The organism is Marinobacter sp. BSs20148 (assembly GCF_000283275.1).
In the GTDB taxonomy this organism is placed as follows: domain Bacteria; phylum Pseudomonadota; class Gammaproteobacteria; order Pseudomonadales; family Oleiphilaceae; genus Marinobacter; species Marinobacter psychrophilus.
This window is the reverse complement of record NC_018268.1, coordinates 3,996,631-4,014,681: the sequence shown is the minus strand read 5'-3', so window position 1 is coordinate 4,014,681 and position 18,051 is coordinate 3,996,631. Positions and strand designations below refer to the sequence as shown.

Genomic DNA, 18,051 nt, shown 5'->3' with positions numbered 1-18,051 from the left:
GTTACCAGGCTCTGTTGCCGGTATTAAATTCATTCACGTACTCAGCGACGACCAAATGGTTTATGTATCTGGAGGCGTCAGCGTTGAGCTTGATTTTTTGCTGCTTCATAAATCGATTGATAACTAACGGCATCATCTGGCGTTCGAAGTAGCTTTCGTTATTCAGGATATCGCTACTGTTCAAAACCTGCTCGTCAGCATCCTCTTTAACGCCCGTCAGGGCTTCAAAAATCTTGCGCTCGGATTCACTGATGTCGTTGCTGCGGTGCTGGCGTTCTTGCAGACGCTTGTGGATACGTGTGTACTTGGTATCGCCAAGGTATTTTTGGCGTAGCTGGTTGTTCTGCCGGTTCAACTCTTTAACACGCTCGTGAATTTTGTTGAGCGTGTGGATGTTGTCTATCATTTCATCTTGGGTGACTTCGCTGAGGTTCTTTTTCTTGAAGAGCCTTTCCAGCTTTTCTCTCAAGCTGACGAATTTTGGATCGTGTTGGTCAAAGTTGCTGGCCAGTGCTTCTCTGGTCTGGCGCAGTGTATTTTTAAGCTTGTCGGCTATAACCAGCTCTTCTTCACCCAGTTTGACAAAGTGGAATATGACGTCTTCAAGTGCCACATTCAACAGGTTAGAATTATCCGCGCCCTGTTCAATGCTCTCTTTGAGATTGAGCATATCGAGATGGTTAGAGGTCTCCCGGTATAGGATGTTGAGTTTGGCGAAGTCTAAAGCTTCGAGCAGCTCATAATCGCCTTGCAAACGGATAAGGTTATAGAGACTCTTGGCATTCTCTAGAGCTTTTTTCAGTGCCAGAACAGTTTCACGATCTTGTATCTGGCTGATTTGATCGCTAAAAGATTCAGCGTTAACGGTATCAAAACGGAAAAGCACGTCTTTGATATGATCAATTTCTTGTTCGATCTCTTCCTGTGATTTGAACAGATTGGAATAATGCTCCATTTCATCGCCTAATTCTGACTGAAGCTCGTCAAAATAGGCTTTGTTGGTTGCATCAAATTCTTTGCGAATATCGGCAAAGTCCACCACATAGCCGTAGCGGAAGTCTTTGTAGGTGCGGTTTACCCGTGTCAGAGCCTGCAGCAGGTTATGCCTGCGGATGAGTCGCCCTAAGTAGAGCTTTTTCAGGCGCTTGGCATCAAAGCCCGTTAGTAACATATTGTAGACGAAAAGAAAGTCGATTTTTCCGGCTTTAAAGTCTTCAACCCAGTCTTTACGTTGTTCTTTAGTGCCAACATCGTGCAGGATCAATGCAGCGTTTTTGACCTTGTTATCTTGTTTTATTCGGGCTGCATAACTGCCAGGTTTAGCAGTGTCAAAAAAGGCTTGAGTGGAATCTTCTAGCTCATACTGTGAACTTATGGGCTGTGCGTAAATGCCATTGAAGATTTTGAACATTTCTTTGGCTTGGTCTGAACTATCACAGATTACCATGCCGCCAATAGTGGCATCGTTGAGAGCGCCACGACTTTTCTCAAAATCGGTAACGATGTAGTCAAGCATAGGTTCGACAAAGCTTGGGTGAGCATAGATAAACTTTCGGTCTAGATCCCCCATTTTCACTTCGACATCTTCCAATGCCTGTTGCAGAACCAATTTGTAGTTGGTGGCAATTTCTTCACGAATCAGACGCAGTGTGTACCCATCGGCAATAGAGGCGTTGTAATAGTATTTGTGTATGTAATCGCCGAAGATCTCCCTGGAGCTTATCGCCTTGGAATCGGGGTTTTTTTTAGCTTTTTCTCCATCAACAATTAGCGGAGTGCCCGTTAGCGCGATCTTAATGGCATATGGATCCGACTGGTAAAGGTTGGCCAGAAAACTGCCTCTCGGGTTGTAGCTGCGGTGAGCCTCGTCCAATATGAAGATGCGCTGGATGTTGATGTTGTAGTCTTTGGTAGACAGCACATCCGGATCATCCTGAAACTTCTGGATATTGACCATGGTAATCTCCGGCTTGCCGGAATGGTTATGAATTACCTGGGTGGCTTTGATGTCCTTGGCGAAGGCGTCGCGGGAGCTAATAGCGTGTACCGTTAAGCCGCGAGCAGTGAACTCTCTCTGCGCTTGTTGCAGCAGGTCCAGTCTATCTACAATGAAGTAGAACTTAGGAATAACCTTTCGCTTTTGGAAGTAGTCCGTCAGAAAGCGCACATTATAATAGGCGAGCGCTGTTTTGCCGCTGCCTTGTGTGTGCCAGATTATACCTTTCGTGGCTCCGTCATTGAGTTTCCGCTCAATGGCTTTGGTGGCGAACAGTTGCGGGTAACGCATGATGTGCTTTTGCAGCCCATCGGTTTCAGATACATAAGCCAGGGCGTAACGCAGCACGAACGCTAAGCGCTCTCTGCTGACCAAGGATGTGCAGATACGGTTGGTCGGCCGCTCTGGCTGCTTGTTGGTCTGGAACTCAGGGCTACTGCGGATAACTTCCAGATTGTTGTCTTTCAGAACCCGAAGCTCTTCCTCGTTGGGCACTGGTTTTAGCAGCGCGGTGAGGTTCAGCACCTCTTCCTCTCGGAAGTAGTTGAATACTGGCTCATGGTAAGAGCTGCTGGCGTAAAAGGCACCTTGTACAGGCTCAGGATCGCCGTCGTCGTAGTCCATATTGTTGGAGAAGATCATGAACTGGGTGATGTTAGCGAAGCGTTTGAACTTTGCGTTCTGAAATCGCTTGTTGATGCGATCACGCTCGGCCAGTATGCCCTCACGGTTGTTCGGCTTTTTGACTTCGATAAAGACCAACGGCATACCGTTGATGAGCAGCGTGATGTCTGGGCGGAATTCTTCGTCGCCATTCTGGCAGGTAAGCTCTGTAACAACATGGAAGCTGTTGTTATTGAAGTTCTCAAAGTCTATGAGCTTGGTGTTGGAGCGGTCTGTTAGGCGTTCGAAGAATGCCCGCCCTAAATCTTCGTTATCGAGCTCCAGCTTGATGTCTTTCAGCAGGCGGCTGGCGTCTTCCGGCGCTATGCTGGGATTGATTCTTTGGATCGCCGCCGTGAACAACTCAGGGAATATGTTGGTGTCGAGATCCCATTTTTGGCCCTTGAGCGACAGGTATTGATAACCTAGCCTCACCAGGTGGAGGATGGTCGGGATTTTTACGCGAGTGTCTTCGTTAAACTTCATAACATTCCCTGTTTATTGTTGCTTCAGCTCAAACAGCTCACTAACCTGGCACTTAAATAGCAGGCAGAGCTTCTCGATCGCTTTCAGGTCCACTTTCTGCGCGGTTTCTCGGTAGAGCAAGGTTACTGTGGCACGGCTGAGCCCAGTTTCTCTGGCGACGTCGGCGACACGCATCTTGTGTTCGCCCATCATACGGGCAAGATGACAGCGGATCATGTCTGCGCCTCTTCAGGTGAGGGTTAGTATTAGCGACAAACCATACCACTAACTTTAGACTTGCGCGGCATTTTGCAAGTTCAACTGACATTATGAGTAAGGAGAATGTTTCAAAGTACCCGAGAGAGATTGCGCGCGGCCGGCCCAGCGAGCTGATTGGTATGGGGTATCAAGTTTTTAAGTAACTTGTTAGCTGTGCAGAGCAACCCTTTCGTCGAAGAGGGATAAAACCTCGCTCCAGTAATGCTCGCTTACGGATAGCTCCATTGAACGTCTTTCATGATCGTCTGCGGCTGCTACGTTGTATGCTTCAGGGAGTTCGATATCGAGATCCCACGGGGTATCGGGTTTTTCTTTCAGGAGCATCTCTGGCTTCTTCTCACTATGACTATGCCCAGATGTTTTTGGGGTAAACGACACAACTTGATGTTCAGGTAAATCGTCACCGATTCTCTGCGCAAACTCCGTCAAACTGGGCTCTGCAAGCACGTAGAGCCAGCCGCCGAGATCAGAGTGCTCTTCTTTCTGGCGCCGGAGTATTCTGCCAAGAACCTGTCGAAAGTGAAGCTCGGTTCGAATTCTGCTGAGGTGACAGCACACCTGTAATCTTGGAATGTCGGTTCCTTCACTGATCATTCCCACTGAAATGATCCACAAATCATCGGACGTCTTGAAGTCCGATATGATTTTTTGCGATTCGGGTGTTTTGTGAGTGACCATAACAGCCAGTTCACCGAGTGCTAAAAGTCGAGTCGCAATTTGTTCTGCATGTGCCACTGTGGCGGCCACGACCAGCCCGGCAGCCGACGGACGATATTTGCGGATCTCTGATAGCTTTTTTGATGCTTCCGAGAGCGTATGGTCTATTATCTCATCTCGAAATAGAAAATCAGGATAGGTGATATGACCATGCTCGATGGTTTCCCGAATACTGGAGTATGTTTTGAAACCAACGACTGATGATTTCAGGCTTATTTTGCGGTTGTCGGTGAGGACAATTTTCGGAGCCCGACAAACCCCGTCTATCACAGCTCGTTTCAGGCCATACTCGTAATCACAATGCAGTTGACCGTCGGGCTGCGTGTAACGAGACAGTACGATTGGATTGTCGTCCGTTCTCCAGGGTGTCCCTGATAATGCAATCGTGAACCGGGCTCTGCCCTGCACCCTATCTATAATTGTCCGCCCCCAGCTATTGCCAGTTGCGAAATTGTCCCAGTCAGCGCCAGAGCAATGGTGCACCTCGTCTAATACTACGAGTACTCTGTGCTCACTCAGTATTTGCCAAAGCTCTGCGGGAAATGTCTTCATTGACTAATAGGTGTAGGAGCCGCCTGCTGCACCTATCTGGCCATTGAAGCTTCGTCCAATGATCTGGCGGAATGTTGCAGCTACGTTTTTTGCCACGGCACGTGACGGGGAAAAGCATAGAACGAAATCTATGCGATTATTCGCCAAAAGTAATTTCGCTAACGACGCAACCATGGCGGTTTTGCCTGCGCCTGGTGTTGCCTGGCATAGAAAATGGGTCTGCTGCTCAAAAGTTTGTAGGGCTTGACCAATGCACTCCCGCTGCCATACCCGTAGCTTTATCATGTAGGACTACCAATGCTAATCAAAATAGACTCTACAGCACGAAGCTGACCTAATAACTTCGTGCTTCTTTCACGAGACTCAAAATACTGTGTTTTAACAACACTTCGAAGAGCAGGATACTTGTTATTTAGGCGTTGGTATTCTTCGGCCTCGCCGATGCTGGCGACCAACTCGACTTTTCTGTTGGACAGCTCATCCTTCAGTGCCCGTTGAGTTTCAACGTCCATTGACGACTCACTACGTTCGCTTTCCATTTCGAAGGGTGACGGTTTGCCTTCGAGGGAAACGTCATCGTGTTCAGAGCGAAAAATGAACTTGCACCCCCGGCCGGTAGTGCCGGCGTACCGCTCTATTACGTTCGCGGATTCAAGCCGCAACAGTTCTTTATAGATGTGTTTGCGGAGCTGACTGGGGTCAGGCCGTTCAGCTTCGCTTAGCGCAAGAAGATACCGGTCCCGAATACTTGTATTTGAAAAAGGGACCTTGGAGTGGTCGTGCAAAAGCTTGATCAGAATCTGGTCGGTGCGAAGTCGTTTTGGGGTCTTTGTCATGCGGGCCAAGGATCCTTGGGTCGTTAAATCGATCTGGTTAGTTTTAATAATGGGTAGTATATGCCGTGGCTCTAAATGCCTCAAGAAACCATAGTCTTGCTCTTTGTGAGGGCAAGAAATGGGCTCAACGATTTGTGAGGCGTTTGGGCGGAATCTAAGATCGATCAGAACGTCAAAAGGATTTTCTCAAGAGCGTCTTGCTCATGAAGCAGGGATAGACAGGAGTTACGTGGGAAAAATTGAGAGGGGAGAGGTCAATATCACCCTCGAAAAAATTTATATGCTCGCTGAATGCCTAGAGTGTCGCCCAGACGAACTGATTCCGCGCGACATCATTCCAATCCGAGGTTCTTAGTCAAAGTGCGCTTTGGGCGACATCTAATCTGTGGGGCTTCTTTTGGGATCAAGTCAGTTCGTGCGCTTCGAATCCGGAGAGCCCTGAAAGGATGATACTTTATTCTAACGATTCGCTGTGTTTTTCGGTGGCTATCTGACGTTAGGATGATACTTTATTATTTTTTGGTCTTTTTTGTGAAAACGTCACACGGTTTTGTTTTTTGCGCATTTTGGTTTTTAGATATCTGATTTTTAATGTTTTTATCGATATTTATGGTGCAGGGTGGTCGCCAGTTATATCCTTGCTAAGGATGAAGCTTTATTCCGATCCCACAATACCTCTGTTCGCTTGGGTATTCGTCATCCTTAGGTCCGTGGGCTTTTTGCCGTCAAACCCTCATCACAATGAGCAAAGCAAAGAGTTGTAGAAAACTGCAAATTGAAAAAACGTTCTGGGAAGCGCGCGGGGTCGAATGAAGAGTTTTCACAAAGAGGAAAGTACTGGCCGAAGCTTTATCTCCTCACCAACGTGACGAGCTTGTGCGTAAAGCTCCATGACCCAGATAAGACCCCGGGTTTCATCTGAGCACCCTCCGGCATGCGGTGGCCCATCGGTCCATACCGACTTCTTTCGATTAAGCGTGTCATTGCTGAACCTATGGATACCTCGCACGCACAGAAACAGTGCCAGTCGCCGGACAACTATTGCTGCGCAAGCGCATTTGTCAGGAACGGATCGTGCCCGGACTGAACACGCTGAAGACCTGGCTGGAATCGAACGCAGGCAGGGTTGCAAAGGGCACCCTGATATTTACCGCCATGGATTATACGTTTAACCAATTGCCCACCTCGGTGGGATACTGCGCACGAGGCGACCTAAAGATTAGTAACGTGCTGTCCGAAAGGGCTATTCATCCGTTCTTTTGGTTGAAAAGCATGGCTATTTGCAGATACCTCGCAGGGCGCCCGTACCAGTGCAACGTGTTACTCCCTGATGGAAGCTGCGAGAGCCGACAGCCTGGAATCCTCGGTTTATATTCAGCATGTTCTGGAGAGCATTGCTGACGCTGGAAAAGCTGGAGACACTGTTGTCGTGAAATGTGGAGCTGGAACGAACCTCAAAAAAGTGCCGCAGCTCGACTGAGGACAAGTGAGTCGATTTAAGGGCGCTTACGCTGTGACTGAAGAAAAACTTAATATACTGTCCGGAATTAGTTGACCACTACAGTTCTTCAACACAGCTCAGAGCCAGTTCCGGTCTTACGTGGTTGTTGTCTATAACACCCAGCATGTTATTGAAGGCTATGACCTTGCGCCAGCGATGCAGGGTTCCCGCGATGATCATTTCCATTGTGCTGCTTTTCCTCAGCAGCTTGCGACAATACGCGGAACAGCCGCTCATCCGTTGCTTAAACTAGTTAGAGCTGAGTCAACATAGCCCCTTATCACGACAAACGTGATTATGGCTGCGCTGAAGAGTCAGTCACGTGCTCGAACACTGCTGAGCAACCTCATTTCGGAACAGGATTGGCTTTGCGGCTCTTTCAGAGGCGCAGCGATAGCGCTTAAGCGCAGCTTGTCAATCTTGCCAATAGTAAAGAAGGCATCAACAGCTATGCTAGACCTCACAGGAAGACTGACTCATTTCGCTAATCCGAAGGCGGACACCAAGCTTGCCTATAGTCAGAGCCAAAAGGATGTGCTTTGCGTGGCGGCAAGTGTTGATGCGATTCGCGATATCAAAACTTGGCCGGGTTACGCGGTAACGCCTTTGTATTCATTCGAGTCTTTAGCGGCTGATGTCGATTTGGCGCGTATCTGGTACAAGGATGAATCCAGCCGCTTTGATTTGAAGAGCTTCAAGGCACTGGGTGGAGCCTACGCAGTGGCGCGTCAGTTGCAGTTGGCACTGGAGCAAAAAATGGGCATCCGTCCAGATATTGCTGACCTGTTAAATGGTAGTTGGAAAACCGAAGTGGCGGAAATAGTGGTGAGTTGCGCGACAGATGGCAATCATGGCCGGTCTGTCGCTTGGGGCGCGCAGATGTTTGGCTGTGGGTGTGTGATCTATGTTCATCGTGATGTAACTGAAGGCCGAAAGCAGGCAATGGAAGCCTATGATGCAGAAGTCATTCGTATTAGCGGGAATTATGACGAATCTGTCCGCCAAGCGGATGCAGATGCTAAGGCACATGGTCGCATTATCGTCTCTGATACGAGTTATGAAGGCTACATGGAAATTCCCAAGGATGTGGCTCTGGGCTATACCGTGATGCTGGCTGAGATCGTCGAGCAATTGGATGGAGAAATCCCAACCCACGTCTTTATCCAGGGCGGTGTCGGTGGTTTAGCTGCGGCCGTATTCGGCTATTTTTGGGATTTGTGGGGCGAAAAGCGCCCGCGCTTTGTCGTGGTTGAGCCTGAGAAAGCGAATTGCCTGCAGCAAAGTGCCCGCGCAGGAAAGCCTGTGGTTGTGGAAGGCGATCTGGAAACGTTGATGGCTGGGCTGGCTTGTGGCGAAGTCTCGCTACTCGCATGGAAAATTCTTGAAACCGGTGCCGATGATTTTATGACCCTGAGCGAAGACGCGATACCGTTGACAATGCGCATGCTGGCGAAAGGCTATCGTCACGACCAAGCCGTAGAGGCTGGCGAATCGGGGGTACCGGGACTAGCAGCGGCGATTCGCGCGCGTCAAAGCGGCGAATTTTCGGCGGCACTTGGGTTGGATCGTGATAGTACAGTCTTGGTGCTGGGTACTGAGGGTGCTACCGATCCCGAGCTATATCAACAGTTAGTTGGATGAGCCCAATTAGTCTTCAGTAGGTGGTCTAGTGACCGCCTACTTTTACCTTTCTCAAGCATGCGTTTTAATCCTTTTTTTCTCCTACCGGTACTGTTAAGCCGACTTTTACCGGGTCCATAACGACGTGCGTCTGGAAACTGCGCACGTTATTATTTTCGAAAAATGCGTCACTGGTGAATCGCTCATAATCTTCCATATCGAAGGCGGTCACTACGAGTATGAAATCAGCACTACCCGTCACGTAGTAACACTGCTGTACCTCCTCCCGTTTTTTCATTTCTTTTTTGAACAAATCCATTAGATCAGAACGTTCGCGCTCCAAGCTGACCTGTACGATCAACGTTACGTTTCGGCCGAGCGCCTTAGCGCTCACACATGATACATCGGCGCTGATAATTTGCTGTTCACGCATTCGTTTGACTCGGCGCTGAACAGCAGCGGGTGATAAACCAACTTGTTCGGCTATCTGGTCAGAGGTAGTGCGGTTTGAAGCTTGCATGATCCTGAGGATGTTGCGATCAAAATTGTCGATTGAGCTCATATTGGATGCCTGCATTGCTTGGGTCTGCATAATAAGTGCTAGTGCGGCACGTGCTCTATGAATTCTGATAAGTGCAAGGTGTGATAAAAACACATATATACGTAGATTTGCATATTTTCCTCATCCTCGGGTGCAAATTGTATGAATTTCTGCAAATCAGTTGCGTAGCATTGACGTAATTGATCGGGCACTAGCCTCCAATTCATAGGCCCAAGGGCGCGTGAGAATAAAATAATGAGAACAGAGACATTATCACCGCGTTATGCCTTGGATCACCTAGCCCCATTAGGTCGGGTTGGCGTCATCACTCTTGCAACGGACTTCAATCTTGAGCAGGACTTGCGGCGCATCTACCCTAGTGGAGTAGAAATGTTTACCAGTCGGGTACGCAACTATAACCCGTTAACAATCGAAAATCTGCGTATCATGGCGCCGGGTATCAGCGCTGCTGCTGATGCTATTTTGCCGGGTACTTTGCTGGATGTCGTTATCTACGCGTGCACTTCTGGCACGGTAGCGATAGGCAGTGAGCGGGTAACAGAATTAGTTCATGCAGTCCGGCCGGGAGTCATCGTTACTAATCCTGTGACGGCGGCCTTAGCTGCGTTCACTGAACTAAATTCTAAGCGAATTTCGATCCTTACGCCCTATACCCAAGCCGTTAACGAGGACGTGGTACGAGCGTTTTCGAATTCTGGCTGCGAGGTACTCAATATCGCTGGCTTTGGATTTGAAGACGACACAGCGATGACCTTCATTAGTCTGCGAGACATTGAAGAAGCGGCGATACAAGCCTGCGATCCTGATTCCGATCTGTTGTTTATCTCATGTACCGCGTTGCGTAGCGCCCAACTTGTTGAGCGTATTGAACGACAGCTGGGAAAACCTGTGATCACCAGTAATCAGTTACTGGCATGGCACAGCCTGCGTTTACTGCAGTACTCGGGTGCAGTGTCCGGCTACGGTCATTTACTGTCCTGTCATCTTTCCCCTAAACCCGATTGCAATCATTTTGCGGCGCATACGCCGCCGTTGGAGATCTCTTCATGATCAAATTTGACACCAATTTGATAACAGCCATGACCGAATGGCGACGTCATATTCACACTTTTCCCGAATGTGGTTTCGAGGTAGACCAGACAGCAGAGTTTATTGCAGAAAAACTGACCGCTTGGGGAATTGAAGTAGTGCGCGGCATTGGACAGGTTGGTCTCGTCGGGATCCTAAAAAACGGGGATGGCAAGGCGAGTGTCGGCCTGCGTGCTGACATGGACGCGCTTCAAATTAAGGAACAGAACACCTTCGACCACTGTTCGCGCCATCATGGCAAGATGCATGCCTGCGGGCACGACGGACATTCCGCAATGCTATTAGGTGCCGCCTGCTATCTGGCCCAGCACCGCAACTTTAATGGCACGGTCTACTTTATTTTTCAGCCAGATGAAGAGCACGGTTGCGGCGCTCAGGCGATGATCAACGATGGTTTGTTTGAGCGTTTCGACATTGATGCCGTTTATGGTCTGCACAATCTCCCAGGTCTACCGGCTGGTCACTTCCTGATTCGTCCCGGCTCGCTGATGGCAAGTGAAAGCAGTTTTCAGATCCGGATCCAAGGAATCGGAGGTCACGCAGCTATGCCTCACACTGGCGTAGACCCAATTGTGGTCGGTTCACAGGTGATACTAGGATTACAAACTATTGTTTCTCGCAGTTTAAATGCCATCCGCGATACAGCGGTTGTATCTGCTACAGAGTTCATAACCAATGGAACGGTTAATGTCATCCCTTCTGAGGTTGTGATTAAAGGAGACTGTCGCTGTTTTACTGAAGACACGCTGGCACGAATTGAAAAAAGAATGGAGCAAATTGTCGCCGGTATTTGTCAGGCGGCAGGAGCAAGCTACGAGTTTGAGTTCATCAACACCTTTTATCCCACTATTAATAGTGAATACGAGACGGGTCTTGCTGTCGCTGCGGCAACGCAGGCTCTGGGGGCTGAACAGGTGAATGCTAATTGTGAACCTTTCACGATTTCAGAAGATTTTTCAAGCATGCTAAGGGTTAAACCTGGTGCTTACGGGCTGTTGGGCAATGGAGTTGAATCAAAAGGCGGTTGTGCACTGCATAATCCAAAGTACGATTTTAATGACGATATTTTGAAATATGGGGCGGGCTATTGGGTCACGCTGGTTGGTAATGTTCTCGAATAGATAGACTCAGTTGAACGTGGAAATTTTTCAAACCTGTAACATAAAATATACAAAGGCGGTTATATGAAAAAGTTATTCGTACTCCTTGTCACTTTAGGCATTAGCCTAGGAAACGTTAGCGCCGTTCAGGCAGAAACCTGGAAGTTCGCTAGTGAAGAAGATAAAGGCGACGTTCAGGCAATATACGCTAAAAAGTTTGCTGATGTTATCAAACAGGAATCAGACGGTGACATCAAAGTCAGAATTTATTACTACGGCCAACTGGGCACTGAAAACGACATTGTTGAACTGGCTGCTAACGGCACAATTCAATTCGTCTCTGTTGGCACGGGCCATCTTGGCTCTTACGTGCCTGAGGTGCAGGCACTTAGCCTTCCGTATTTGTTAGGAACCGATGAAGAGGTTATTCGCGAAGTACTGACGAGTAGTAAAACTATTTACGGAGATCTGTCCGAAAAGTTTGAAGATGTAAACTTGAAGCTGTTGTCCATGCTTTCAGAAGGTGAGATGGTTTGGGGCGCGAACAAGCCTATACGAAGCCCGGAAGACTTTGCTAGCCAAAAGATCCGTACTTTTACCTCAACTATCCCGGTAGAAACCTATAAAGTATTTGGCGCTACGCCAACGCCACTTTCGTGGGGCGAGGTTTACGGATCCCTACAATTAGGCACTATTGACGGCATGGTCAATCCTATGTACTTCATCTATAACGCTAAATGGCATGAAGTGCAGACTCACCTTATGTTCCCGGGCCAGCAGCCTTATGTTGCTACTGTATCCACCAACAATGACTGGTTTAAAAGCATTAGCCCTGAAAAGCAGTTGATGATCAAAAAAGCTGTCGCAGAAGCTGAGCAAGCCGCGTTTGATTATCAGATTCGCATCAACCAAGAAAGCATGGATCTCATTCTCGAAGAACGCCCTTCGATGACAGTTGTGATGTTGAACGAAGAAGAGCGCAGTCGATTCGAGACGCTTGCAAAAGAGTTGCATGAAACTTATTACGACGTTGTCGAAAATGCTTACGAAGATAGTGAGAAAGACGCGGCTCGTGAAGGTGCTCGTAATATTCTGCAGGGGTTGCTTAAAGAAGTTGAGGAAGCCAAAAAATCCTAATTGATTAGTGGGACATCATTAACCATTTATTCAACGAAGATAGCCACCAAAGGACTGGTGGTTTGGGGGTTAAGTAATGAAATACCTGCTTAGCAAAATCAGCTTTATTACCGAAAAGATTGAAAAATATGTCGTTTGTTTTTCTATTGTTTTCATGATGCTGAACTCTACTGCCAACGCAATCGGTCGCTATTTTTTTAACCAAAGCATTTTCTTTGCTGAAGAACTCAATCAGTTTTTAATCGTGTCTGTTACGTTTATTGGATTCGCTTATGCCGTGCGTAAGGGGCGAAATATACGAATGACGGCCGTCTACGACGTTCTCAATCATACAGCCAAAAAAGTCATTTCGATATTGATCGCGGCCGTAACGGCTATGCTTATGTTTTTTCTGGCCTACCTCGCTTTTAATTATGTTCTGGAGCTTAAGGAGATTAATCGCCTAAGCCCAGCGTTGCAGATTCCGGTTTATCTGATTTACTCAATCATTCCTCTGGGCCTTGCAATGGCAGGTATCCAGTATTTTATTAGTCTGATTATGAACCTCACACACAGCGATATTTACCTGTCGTATGAAATTATTGAAAGTAATGTAGACCCAGACGAGGGTGGGATATGAATTCGGCTGCCCAGTTTTTTGCGGATATCGTTGCGGGTACTCTGGACATATACGTCATTACATTCACGCTTGTGACTGTGATGGTCATTTTGCTGTTCATGAGTTTTCCAATGGTAGTGCCGCTGGCTGTCGCGGCTTTGATCGGCTTGGTTCATTTCTCTGCCACTGATCCTCAAGTGATCATTCAACAGATGGTGACTGGGATATCACCCAACGCGCTGATTGCTGTTCCCATGTTCATATTGGCGGCGGATATCATGACTCGTGGCCATACGGCACATAATCTACTTGGCCTAGTTCAGTCTTTTGTCGGCCACATGCGCGGCGGTCTGCCGATTACTACCTGTATCAGTTGTACCCTGTTCGGTTCGGTGTCTGGCTCTACTCAGGCCACTGTGGTGTCAGTCGGCAAAATTATGCGGCCCAAATTGCTGCAGGCGGGGTACAAAGACAGTTTTGTTATGGCGTTGATTATTAACGCCAGTGATATTGCCTTCCTGATCCCGCCCAGCATTGGTCTAATCTTGTACGGTACCTTGGCTAACACCAGCGTGGGTGAGCTTTTCGTTGCAGGTATCGGTCCCGGTTTGCTGTTGGCATTGATGTTTTCGGTCTATTGCTATTTATACAGTATTAAGCATTCTGACGACATTGCTTTGGTGGAGAAAACGGATTGGGCAGAGAGGCTACGAGCGCTTAAGAAATCGATTTTGCCGCTGGGTTTTCCTGTACTGATCGTTGGTGGTATCTACTCCGGTATTATGACGCCTACTGAAGCCGCTGCCTTTGCCGTACTGTATGCGGTGTTAGTTGAGTGTGTTATCTATCGTCAGCTCAAGATCAAAGACTTGATGGACTCCGCTTTGAGCACGGGCCTGATCACGGCAGTGGTGTTTATTCTGGTGGGCATCGGCCAATCTTTTTCCTGGTACATTTCTTTTGAGCAGATTCCGCAGGAATTGCTGGCGCCTTTAAGTCTAGAGAATGCGTCTCCAGAGTTTGTGTTGTTTGTCATAGCACTCGCTTTCTTCGTTGGCTGTATGTTTGTTGACTCATTAGTAGTGTTGCTGATCTTGACGCCCATTTTTGTGCCAATAGCTGAAAGCGTGGGCCTAGACCCCGTGCTTGTGGGTGTTATGGTTACTTTGCAGATGGCAATTGGATCCGCTACTCCTCCTTTTGGTTGCGATATCTTTACTGCTATAGCAATTTTCAATCGGCCTTATATGGATGTAATTCGCGGCACGTTACCATTCATTCTCATTCTGTTTGCTATGACGGCAATTCTAATTTTCTTCCCGGGTGTTGCCTTATCTCTGAGAGATTTGGCGTTCAACTAATACCACGGTTATGTGGACCCGCTTTAATGGCATCTGTAATTTTTACTGTAGGCCATAGGCCAGAATAACGAGAGTAGCCAAAATGACTGATACTTTGATTGCACCATCACGCGGATTTGAGACTGTGGAGTTTAAAACACGCACAGATGCATTGCAGGCGCATATGGCTGAGCAGAATATCGACGTCGTGTTTTTTACCACGGAACCTGAATTCCGTTATTTTAGCGGTTTTAGGTCACAGTTCTGGGAGAGCCCCACCCGACCATGGTTTTTGGTGATCCCCGTGAGTGGCAAGCCGATCGCGGTGGTGCCGGAGATAGGTGCGGCCGGCCTGCGCCAAACCTGGATCGAGGACGTGCGCAGCTGGCCATCACCGCGGCCGGAGGATGACGGGATTTCGTTGTTGGCCGATACGCTGTCTTCGTGTGCCAAGGGCAGCGGGCGCATTGGTGCAATGATGGGGCCTGAAACCCATTTACGCATGCCCGCAGCAAACTTCGCGTTGCTGCAAGAGGAACTGAGTCAGCATTTTTGGGTGGACGTTTCGCTGATTATCCGGGCGTTACGCAGTGTTAAATCTGAAGCGGAAACGGCCAAAATTCGCTTTGCCTGCGAAGTAACGGCGGCAGGGTTTGATTTTCTGCTGGAGCATCTGCAACTGGGCATGACAGAGCGCGAAGCGTGCAAGGCAATGCACCTGGAAATGCTGCGGCTGGGCGCGGATGCGTGCCCATATTTGATTTCGGCTTCGGGACAGGGCGGGTATGACAACATCATCATGGGCCCAACAGACCGTAAACTCGGCAGCGGCGATGTGTTGATAATTGATACGGGCGCTAATTTTGACGGGTACTTTAGTGATTTCGATCGCAATTACGCCTTTGGTCAGGTCGATGCGCTAACTGTGGATGCTTATGATGCAGTATATAACTCCACGGAAGCGGGCTTACGCATCGCAGCACCGGGAAGAACGACTGGCGAAGTATGGCAGGCGATGTGGTCGGTGCTAGAGAAAGCGGGCGCCTTGGGTAACGATGTTGGCCGTATGGGTCATGGTTTGGGTATGCAGTTGACAGAATGGCCCTCAAATGTGCCAAACGGTGATGTGGAATTGCAAGCCGGCATGATTCTCACATTGGAACCGGGTATGACCTATGCCCCAGGAAAAATGATGGTGCATGAGGATAATATTCTGATAACTGAAAATGGTTGCGAGTTGTTACACAAGCGAGCCTGGAGAAATTTGCCTATTATTGGTTGAATTTGTAGATTGGAGTGGTGATTCTTATCACCCTCCTGTTTCTAGTGAATCCAGCGATTTCTTTGTTTCATCCAAGAACAGGTCTCGCTACGCTATTTTGATAACGTCTAGTGCAAAAAATACTCAAGAGTGTGCCGCAATTGTGGGTCTTTAAAATCATCAAACTTTCCCTTTAAAAAACGTCGATAATTCGTGTATATAGTGATATTTTTATAAATCATGATGTTTTATAGTTTGGGTGTAGACCAAATATGAAGGGAATATCATGAGAGATGGCGTTCAAGGTTTACTCGTTTTTATTTTTTGCCTTATGGTTTTAGGGTGTAATAAAGCGCCATCAGCGCCAAACGCCTCATTAAACTTGCAGATAAATACCCATAAAGTCGCCGCCATAAGAATACCCGCAGATACCGAATCCCTGATCTTCCCAATCTTTGTGCCAGTAAATACAGACGAAAGCGGTATGACGTTTTCTGTTAAGTCGACACACTCGGATTTTTACATTGAGCTATTCGATCCTGATAATAAACGGGTAGCGTCAAGCTCCTCTGGCAAAGGCTATTTTATTCCTTCTAGAACGTTCCCCCCTGAAGCACGTGTAAACCAATGGGGGTTTCCAAGAATAGTGGATCCAAAGCCTGGTGAGTGGACGGTTAAATTTTTAAAGACCGATAGAGATAGCAAAAAAAACGTTGATCTCCAACTTAGCATCGGTCTGGTACCGAAGTACTCAGCGTGGATAAACGCTTACGAAACCCGAATACAGGTTGGGCAGCCTACGATAATACAAATGTCGCTATCAACACATGGCGTAGAGAACAGCATAGAAGGTCACACCATCGAGGTTTTCAATAAAATTAACGAAAAAATTGATAGTTTGACCGTGTCAAATAATATGGTTCGCTCGGACGGTGTAAGAATTAATGTTACAGATCAAAGCTACTTGGCGCAGTACATACCAAAAAAATCTGGAATTCATACCTTCAAGGCAGAGTTCACCGGTGAAATAAACGGAAAGCCGTCTACAAAAAAGATAGAGCACGTTATTTCAGTTGTTGATTCGAAATTAAGTATCACCGGGCTTTCAATGACACCTGTTGATAGCTCGATGGGAATGACGAACGTGGATATAAGCGTTTCCGTTTTAGCGCAAACGGCGACGTTTCTGGTTGTCAGAGTAACGTATTTGCGCAACGGAGAAACAATAGCTACATTGCGAAATAAGGAGATGCGTGCAGGAGAACGCGCGAATTTTTCATTTCCAATTACGGATATAACCCAGCAAGAATTCGACGCTCGAAGCATTCTGATTGAGCGCATTGAACTGGTTGATTTTGACGTCGAAAGCTCAGCAAAACTCATGTTAAGCATGCCGATTAATAAGACGGTATCCAGAAATGCAGAAGATATAAAGCCCGAAGGCAAAGGTGAGTTTGATACGCTTGGCTCTACTGCCCCCGATAACCGGGATGTGCTGCACTAACTGTTTTCACTACAGTCAGGCAATTGCCAAGTTAGTGCCCGGAAGTGCATGATAGTTTTGCGTTTTATGGATGAAATTTTTTCCGGTGTTTCAGAATAGCGAGCTGAGAAAACCGATGGCCACCATCGAATAAAAGACCGCGCAAATCAGCCCGAACGATTTACGGGTACGGGTGAAAAACCGTTCCGCCGAATGCGCGGAGAAGGCCAGTGCATAAGTGCAGAAAATCACGCCTCCCAAAACCGCACAGCTCGCCACAAGGACAAAACTGGCCCAGATCGGCGCGCTGGCACTCAGCCCGACAGTGGTCACGGTGAACCAGGTCAAGGTTGCCTTGGGGTTGGTCAAGTGAATGCCAAGCCCTTGCAAATAGAAGCCTAGGTTGCGCGTCTGTTTGTCCTGCGTGCGCTCCACGATCACGACGTTGTGCGCCAGCGCACCGCGGATCGACTTCCAGGCCAGGAAGAACAGATAGCAGGCGCCCAATATTTTCAACCACACCAGCACCTGCGTGTTGGACATCAACATCGCCGAGACGCCGGCAGCCGTCATTGCACCCCAGCACAACGACCCGGAAATGACCCCGGCGGCCAACGCCAGGCCCGGTGTGCGCCCGTAATTGAGCGAGGTATTCGCAATCGCCAGGTTGCCTGGCCCCGGGCTTGCGGTGCCGATCACGTAAACTCCCAGTGCTGCAGCGAAACTCGAAAACTCAAACATAGAACCCTCTCATACCCATCGCGTCAGCGCGCACAGTGAACACTGCAAGCTATTGCTGGCTTAAAGTGGCTTGCCGAAAAACCTACCTGAAGCAACGATGATCTGGCTCCT

General features: G+C 48.1%; 18 protein-coding genes. 10 read left to right on the top strand and 8 right to left on the bottom strand.

All coding sequences use genetic code 11. The features are described from left to right. Position 1 precedes the first annotated feature (1 nt). From MRBBS_RS18350 to MRBBS_RS18335, 5 genes are all read right to left on the bottom strand, one after another. Positions 2–3,145 carry a type I restriction endonuclease subunit R gene (locus tag MRBBS_RS18350; protein WP_014873118.1) on the bottom strand — a complete coding sequence of 1,048 codons (3,144 nt, stop codon included), beginning with the start codon at positions 3,143–3,145 and terminating at the stop codon, positions 2–4. Positions 3,146–3,157: 12 nt separating this feature from the next. Further along, complete coding sequence (locus tag MRBBS_RS18345) at positions 3,158–3,361, bottom strand: helix-turn-helix domain-containing protein (protein ID WP_014873117.1); 204 nt, start codon at positions 3,359–3,361, stop codon at positions 3,158–3,160. Positions 3,362–3,550: 189 nt separating this feature from the next. Further along, on the bottom strand, positions 3,551–4,390 hold the full coding sequence (locus tag MRBBS_RS19735) for a DEAD/DEAH box helicase (RefSeq protein WP_187290764.1): 840 nt from the start codon (positions 4,388–4,390) through the stop codon (positions 3,551–3,553). A gap of 285 nt (positions 4,391–4,675) precedes the next feature. Continuing rightward, positions 4,676–4,957, bottom strand: a complete 282-nt coding sequence (locus MRBBS_RS20530) for a DEAD/DEAH box helicase family protein (RefSeq protein WP_014873115.1) — start codon at positions 4,955–4,957, stop codon at positions 4,676–4,678. Continuing rightward, the gene (locus MRBBS_RS18335; protein WP_014873114.1) at positions 4,954–5,508 is read right to left on the bottom strand and encodes a hypothetical protein; all 555 of its coding nucleotides are present in this window, start codon (positions 5,506–5,508) and stop codon (positions 4,954–4,956) included. Before MRBBS_RS18335 ends, MRBBS_RS20530 begins: the two co-directional genes overlap by 4 nt. A 118-nt stretch (positions 5,509–5,626) precedes the next feature. Between MRBBS_RS18335 and MRBBS_RS19275 the strand changes: the two genes are divergently transcribed. After that, a complete protein-coding gene (locus MRBBS_RS19275; protein WP_041635390.1) occupies positions 5,627–5,863 on the top strand; it encodes a helix-turn-helix domain-containing protein in 237 nt (78 codons plus the stop codon). A gap of 665 nt (positions 5,864–6,528) precedes the next feature. Next, positions 6,529–6,909 carry an IS66 family transposase gene (locus tag MRBBS_RS19575; RefSeq protein ID WP_144012732.1) on the top strand — a complete coding sequence of 127 codons (381 nt, stop codon included), beginning with the start codon at positions 6,529–6,531 and terminating at the stop codon, positions 6,907–6,909. Positions 6,910–7,066: 157 nt separating this feature from the next. On the opposite strand, the gene MRBBS_RS20310 is transcribed toward MRBBS_RS19575, so the two are convergent. Continuing rightward, positions 7,067–7,195: a hypothetical protein gene (locus tag MRBBS_RS20310; RefSeq protein WP_014873112.1), complete on the bottom strand. Its 129-nt coding sequence runs from the start codon at positions 7,193–7,195 to the stop codon at positions 7,067–7,069. A gap of 111 nt (positions 7,196–7,306) precedes the next feature. On the opposite strand from MRBBS_RS20310, the gene MRBBS_RS18325 reads away from it, so the two are divergent. Then, entirely contained in the window at positions 7,307–8,650 is a 1,344-nt protein-coding gene (locus MRBBS_RS18325) for a diaminopropionate ammonia-lyase (protein WP_227497546.1), read from the top strand. A gap of 64 nt (positions 8,651–8,714) precedes the next feature. Here the strand turns inward: MRBBS_RS18325 and MRBBS_RS18320 are convergent, their stop codons facing one another. Then, on the bottom strand, positions 8,715–9,191 hold the full coding sequence (locus MRBBS_RS18320; protein ID WP_014873109.1) for an Lrp/AsnC family transcriptional regulator: 477 nt from the start codon (positions 9,189–9,191) through the stop codon (positions 8,715–8,717). Positions 9,192–9,425: 234 nt separating this feature from the next. Here MRBBS_RS18320 and MRBBS_RS18315 point away from each other — a divergent pair, with 234 nt between their 5' ends. The 7 genes from MRBBS_RS18315 to MRBBS_RS18285 all read left to right on the top strand — a co-directional run bounded on the left by MRBBS_RS18315 (position 9,426) and on the right by MRBBS_RS18285 (position 17,220). Continuing rightward, entirely contained in the window at positions 9,426–10,241 is an 816-nt protein-coding gene (locus MRBBS_RS18315) for an Asp/Glu racemase (protein WP_050996673.1), read from the top strand. Next, positions 10,238–11,401, top strand: a complete 1,164-nt coding sequence (locus tag MRBBS_RS18310; RefSeq protein ID WP_014873108.1) for a M20 aminoacylase family protein — start codon at positions 10,238–10,240, stop codon at positions 11,399–11,401. The genes MRBBS_RS18315 and MRBBS_RS18310 overlap by 4 nt, the downstream gene beginning before the upstream one ends. 63 nt (positions 11,402–11,464) lie before the next feature. After that, entirely contained in the window at positions 11,465–12,517 is a 1,053-nt protein-coding gene (gene dctP, locus MRBBS_RS18305) for a TRAP transporter substrate-binding protein DctP (RefSeq protein WP_014873107.1), read from the top strand. Between the two features lie 76 nt (positions 12,518–12,593). Next, positions 12,594–13,136, top strand: coding sequence for a TRAP transporter small permease (locus MRBBS_RS18300; protein WP_014873106.1), 543 nt, complete (start codon positions 12,594–12,596; stop codon positions 13,134–13,136). After that, positions 13,133–14,476 (top strand): TRAP transporter large permease, encoded by a 1,344-nt coding sequence (locus MRBBS_RS18295; RefSeq protein WP_014873105.1) that lies wholly within the window; start codon positions 13,133–13,135, stop codon positions 14,474–14,476. Before MRBBS_RS18300 ends, MRBBS_RS18295 begins: the two co-directional genes overlap by 4 nt. An 82-nt stretch (positions 14,477–14,558) precedes the next feature. Then, positions 14,559–15,737: a M24 family metallopeptidase gene (locus MRBBS_RS18290; protein WP_041635388.1), complete on the top strand. Its 1,179-nt coding sequence runs from the start codon at positions 14,559–14,561 to the stop codon at positions 15,735–15,737. 265 nt (positions 15,738–16,002) lie between these two features. Then, positions 16,003–17,220, top strand: coding sequence for a hypothetical protein (locus MRBBS_RS18285; RefSeq protein ID WP_014873102.1), 1,218 nt, complete (start codon positions 16,003–16,005; stop codon positions 17,218–17,220). Positions 17,221–17,310: 90 nt separating this feature from the next. On the opposite strand, the gene MRBBS_RS18280 is transcribed toward MRBBS_RS18285, so the two are convergent. Next, positions 17,311–17,940 carry a LysE family translocator gene (locus tag MRBBS_RS18280; RefSeq protein WP_014873101.1) on the bottom strand — a complete coding sequence of 210 codons (630 nt, stop codon included), beginning with the start codon at positions 17,938–17,940 and terminating at the stop codon, positions 17,311–17,313. Between the last annotated feature and the right edge of the window lie 111 nt (positions 17,941–18,051).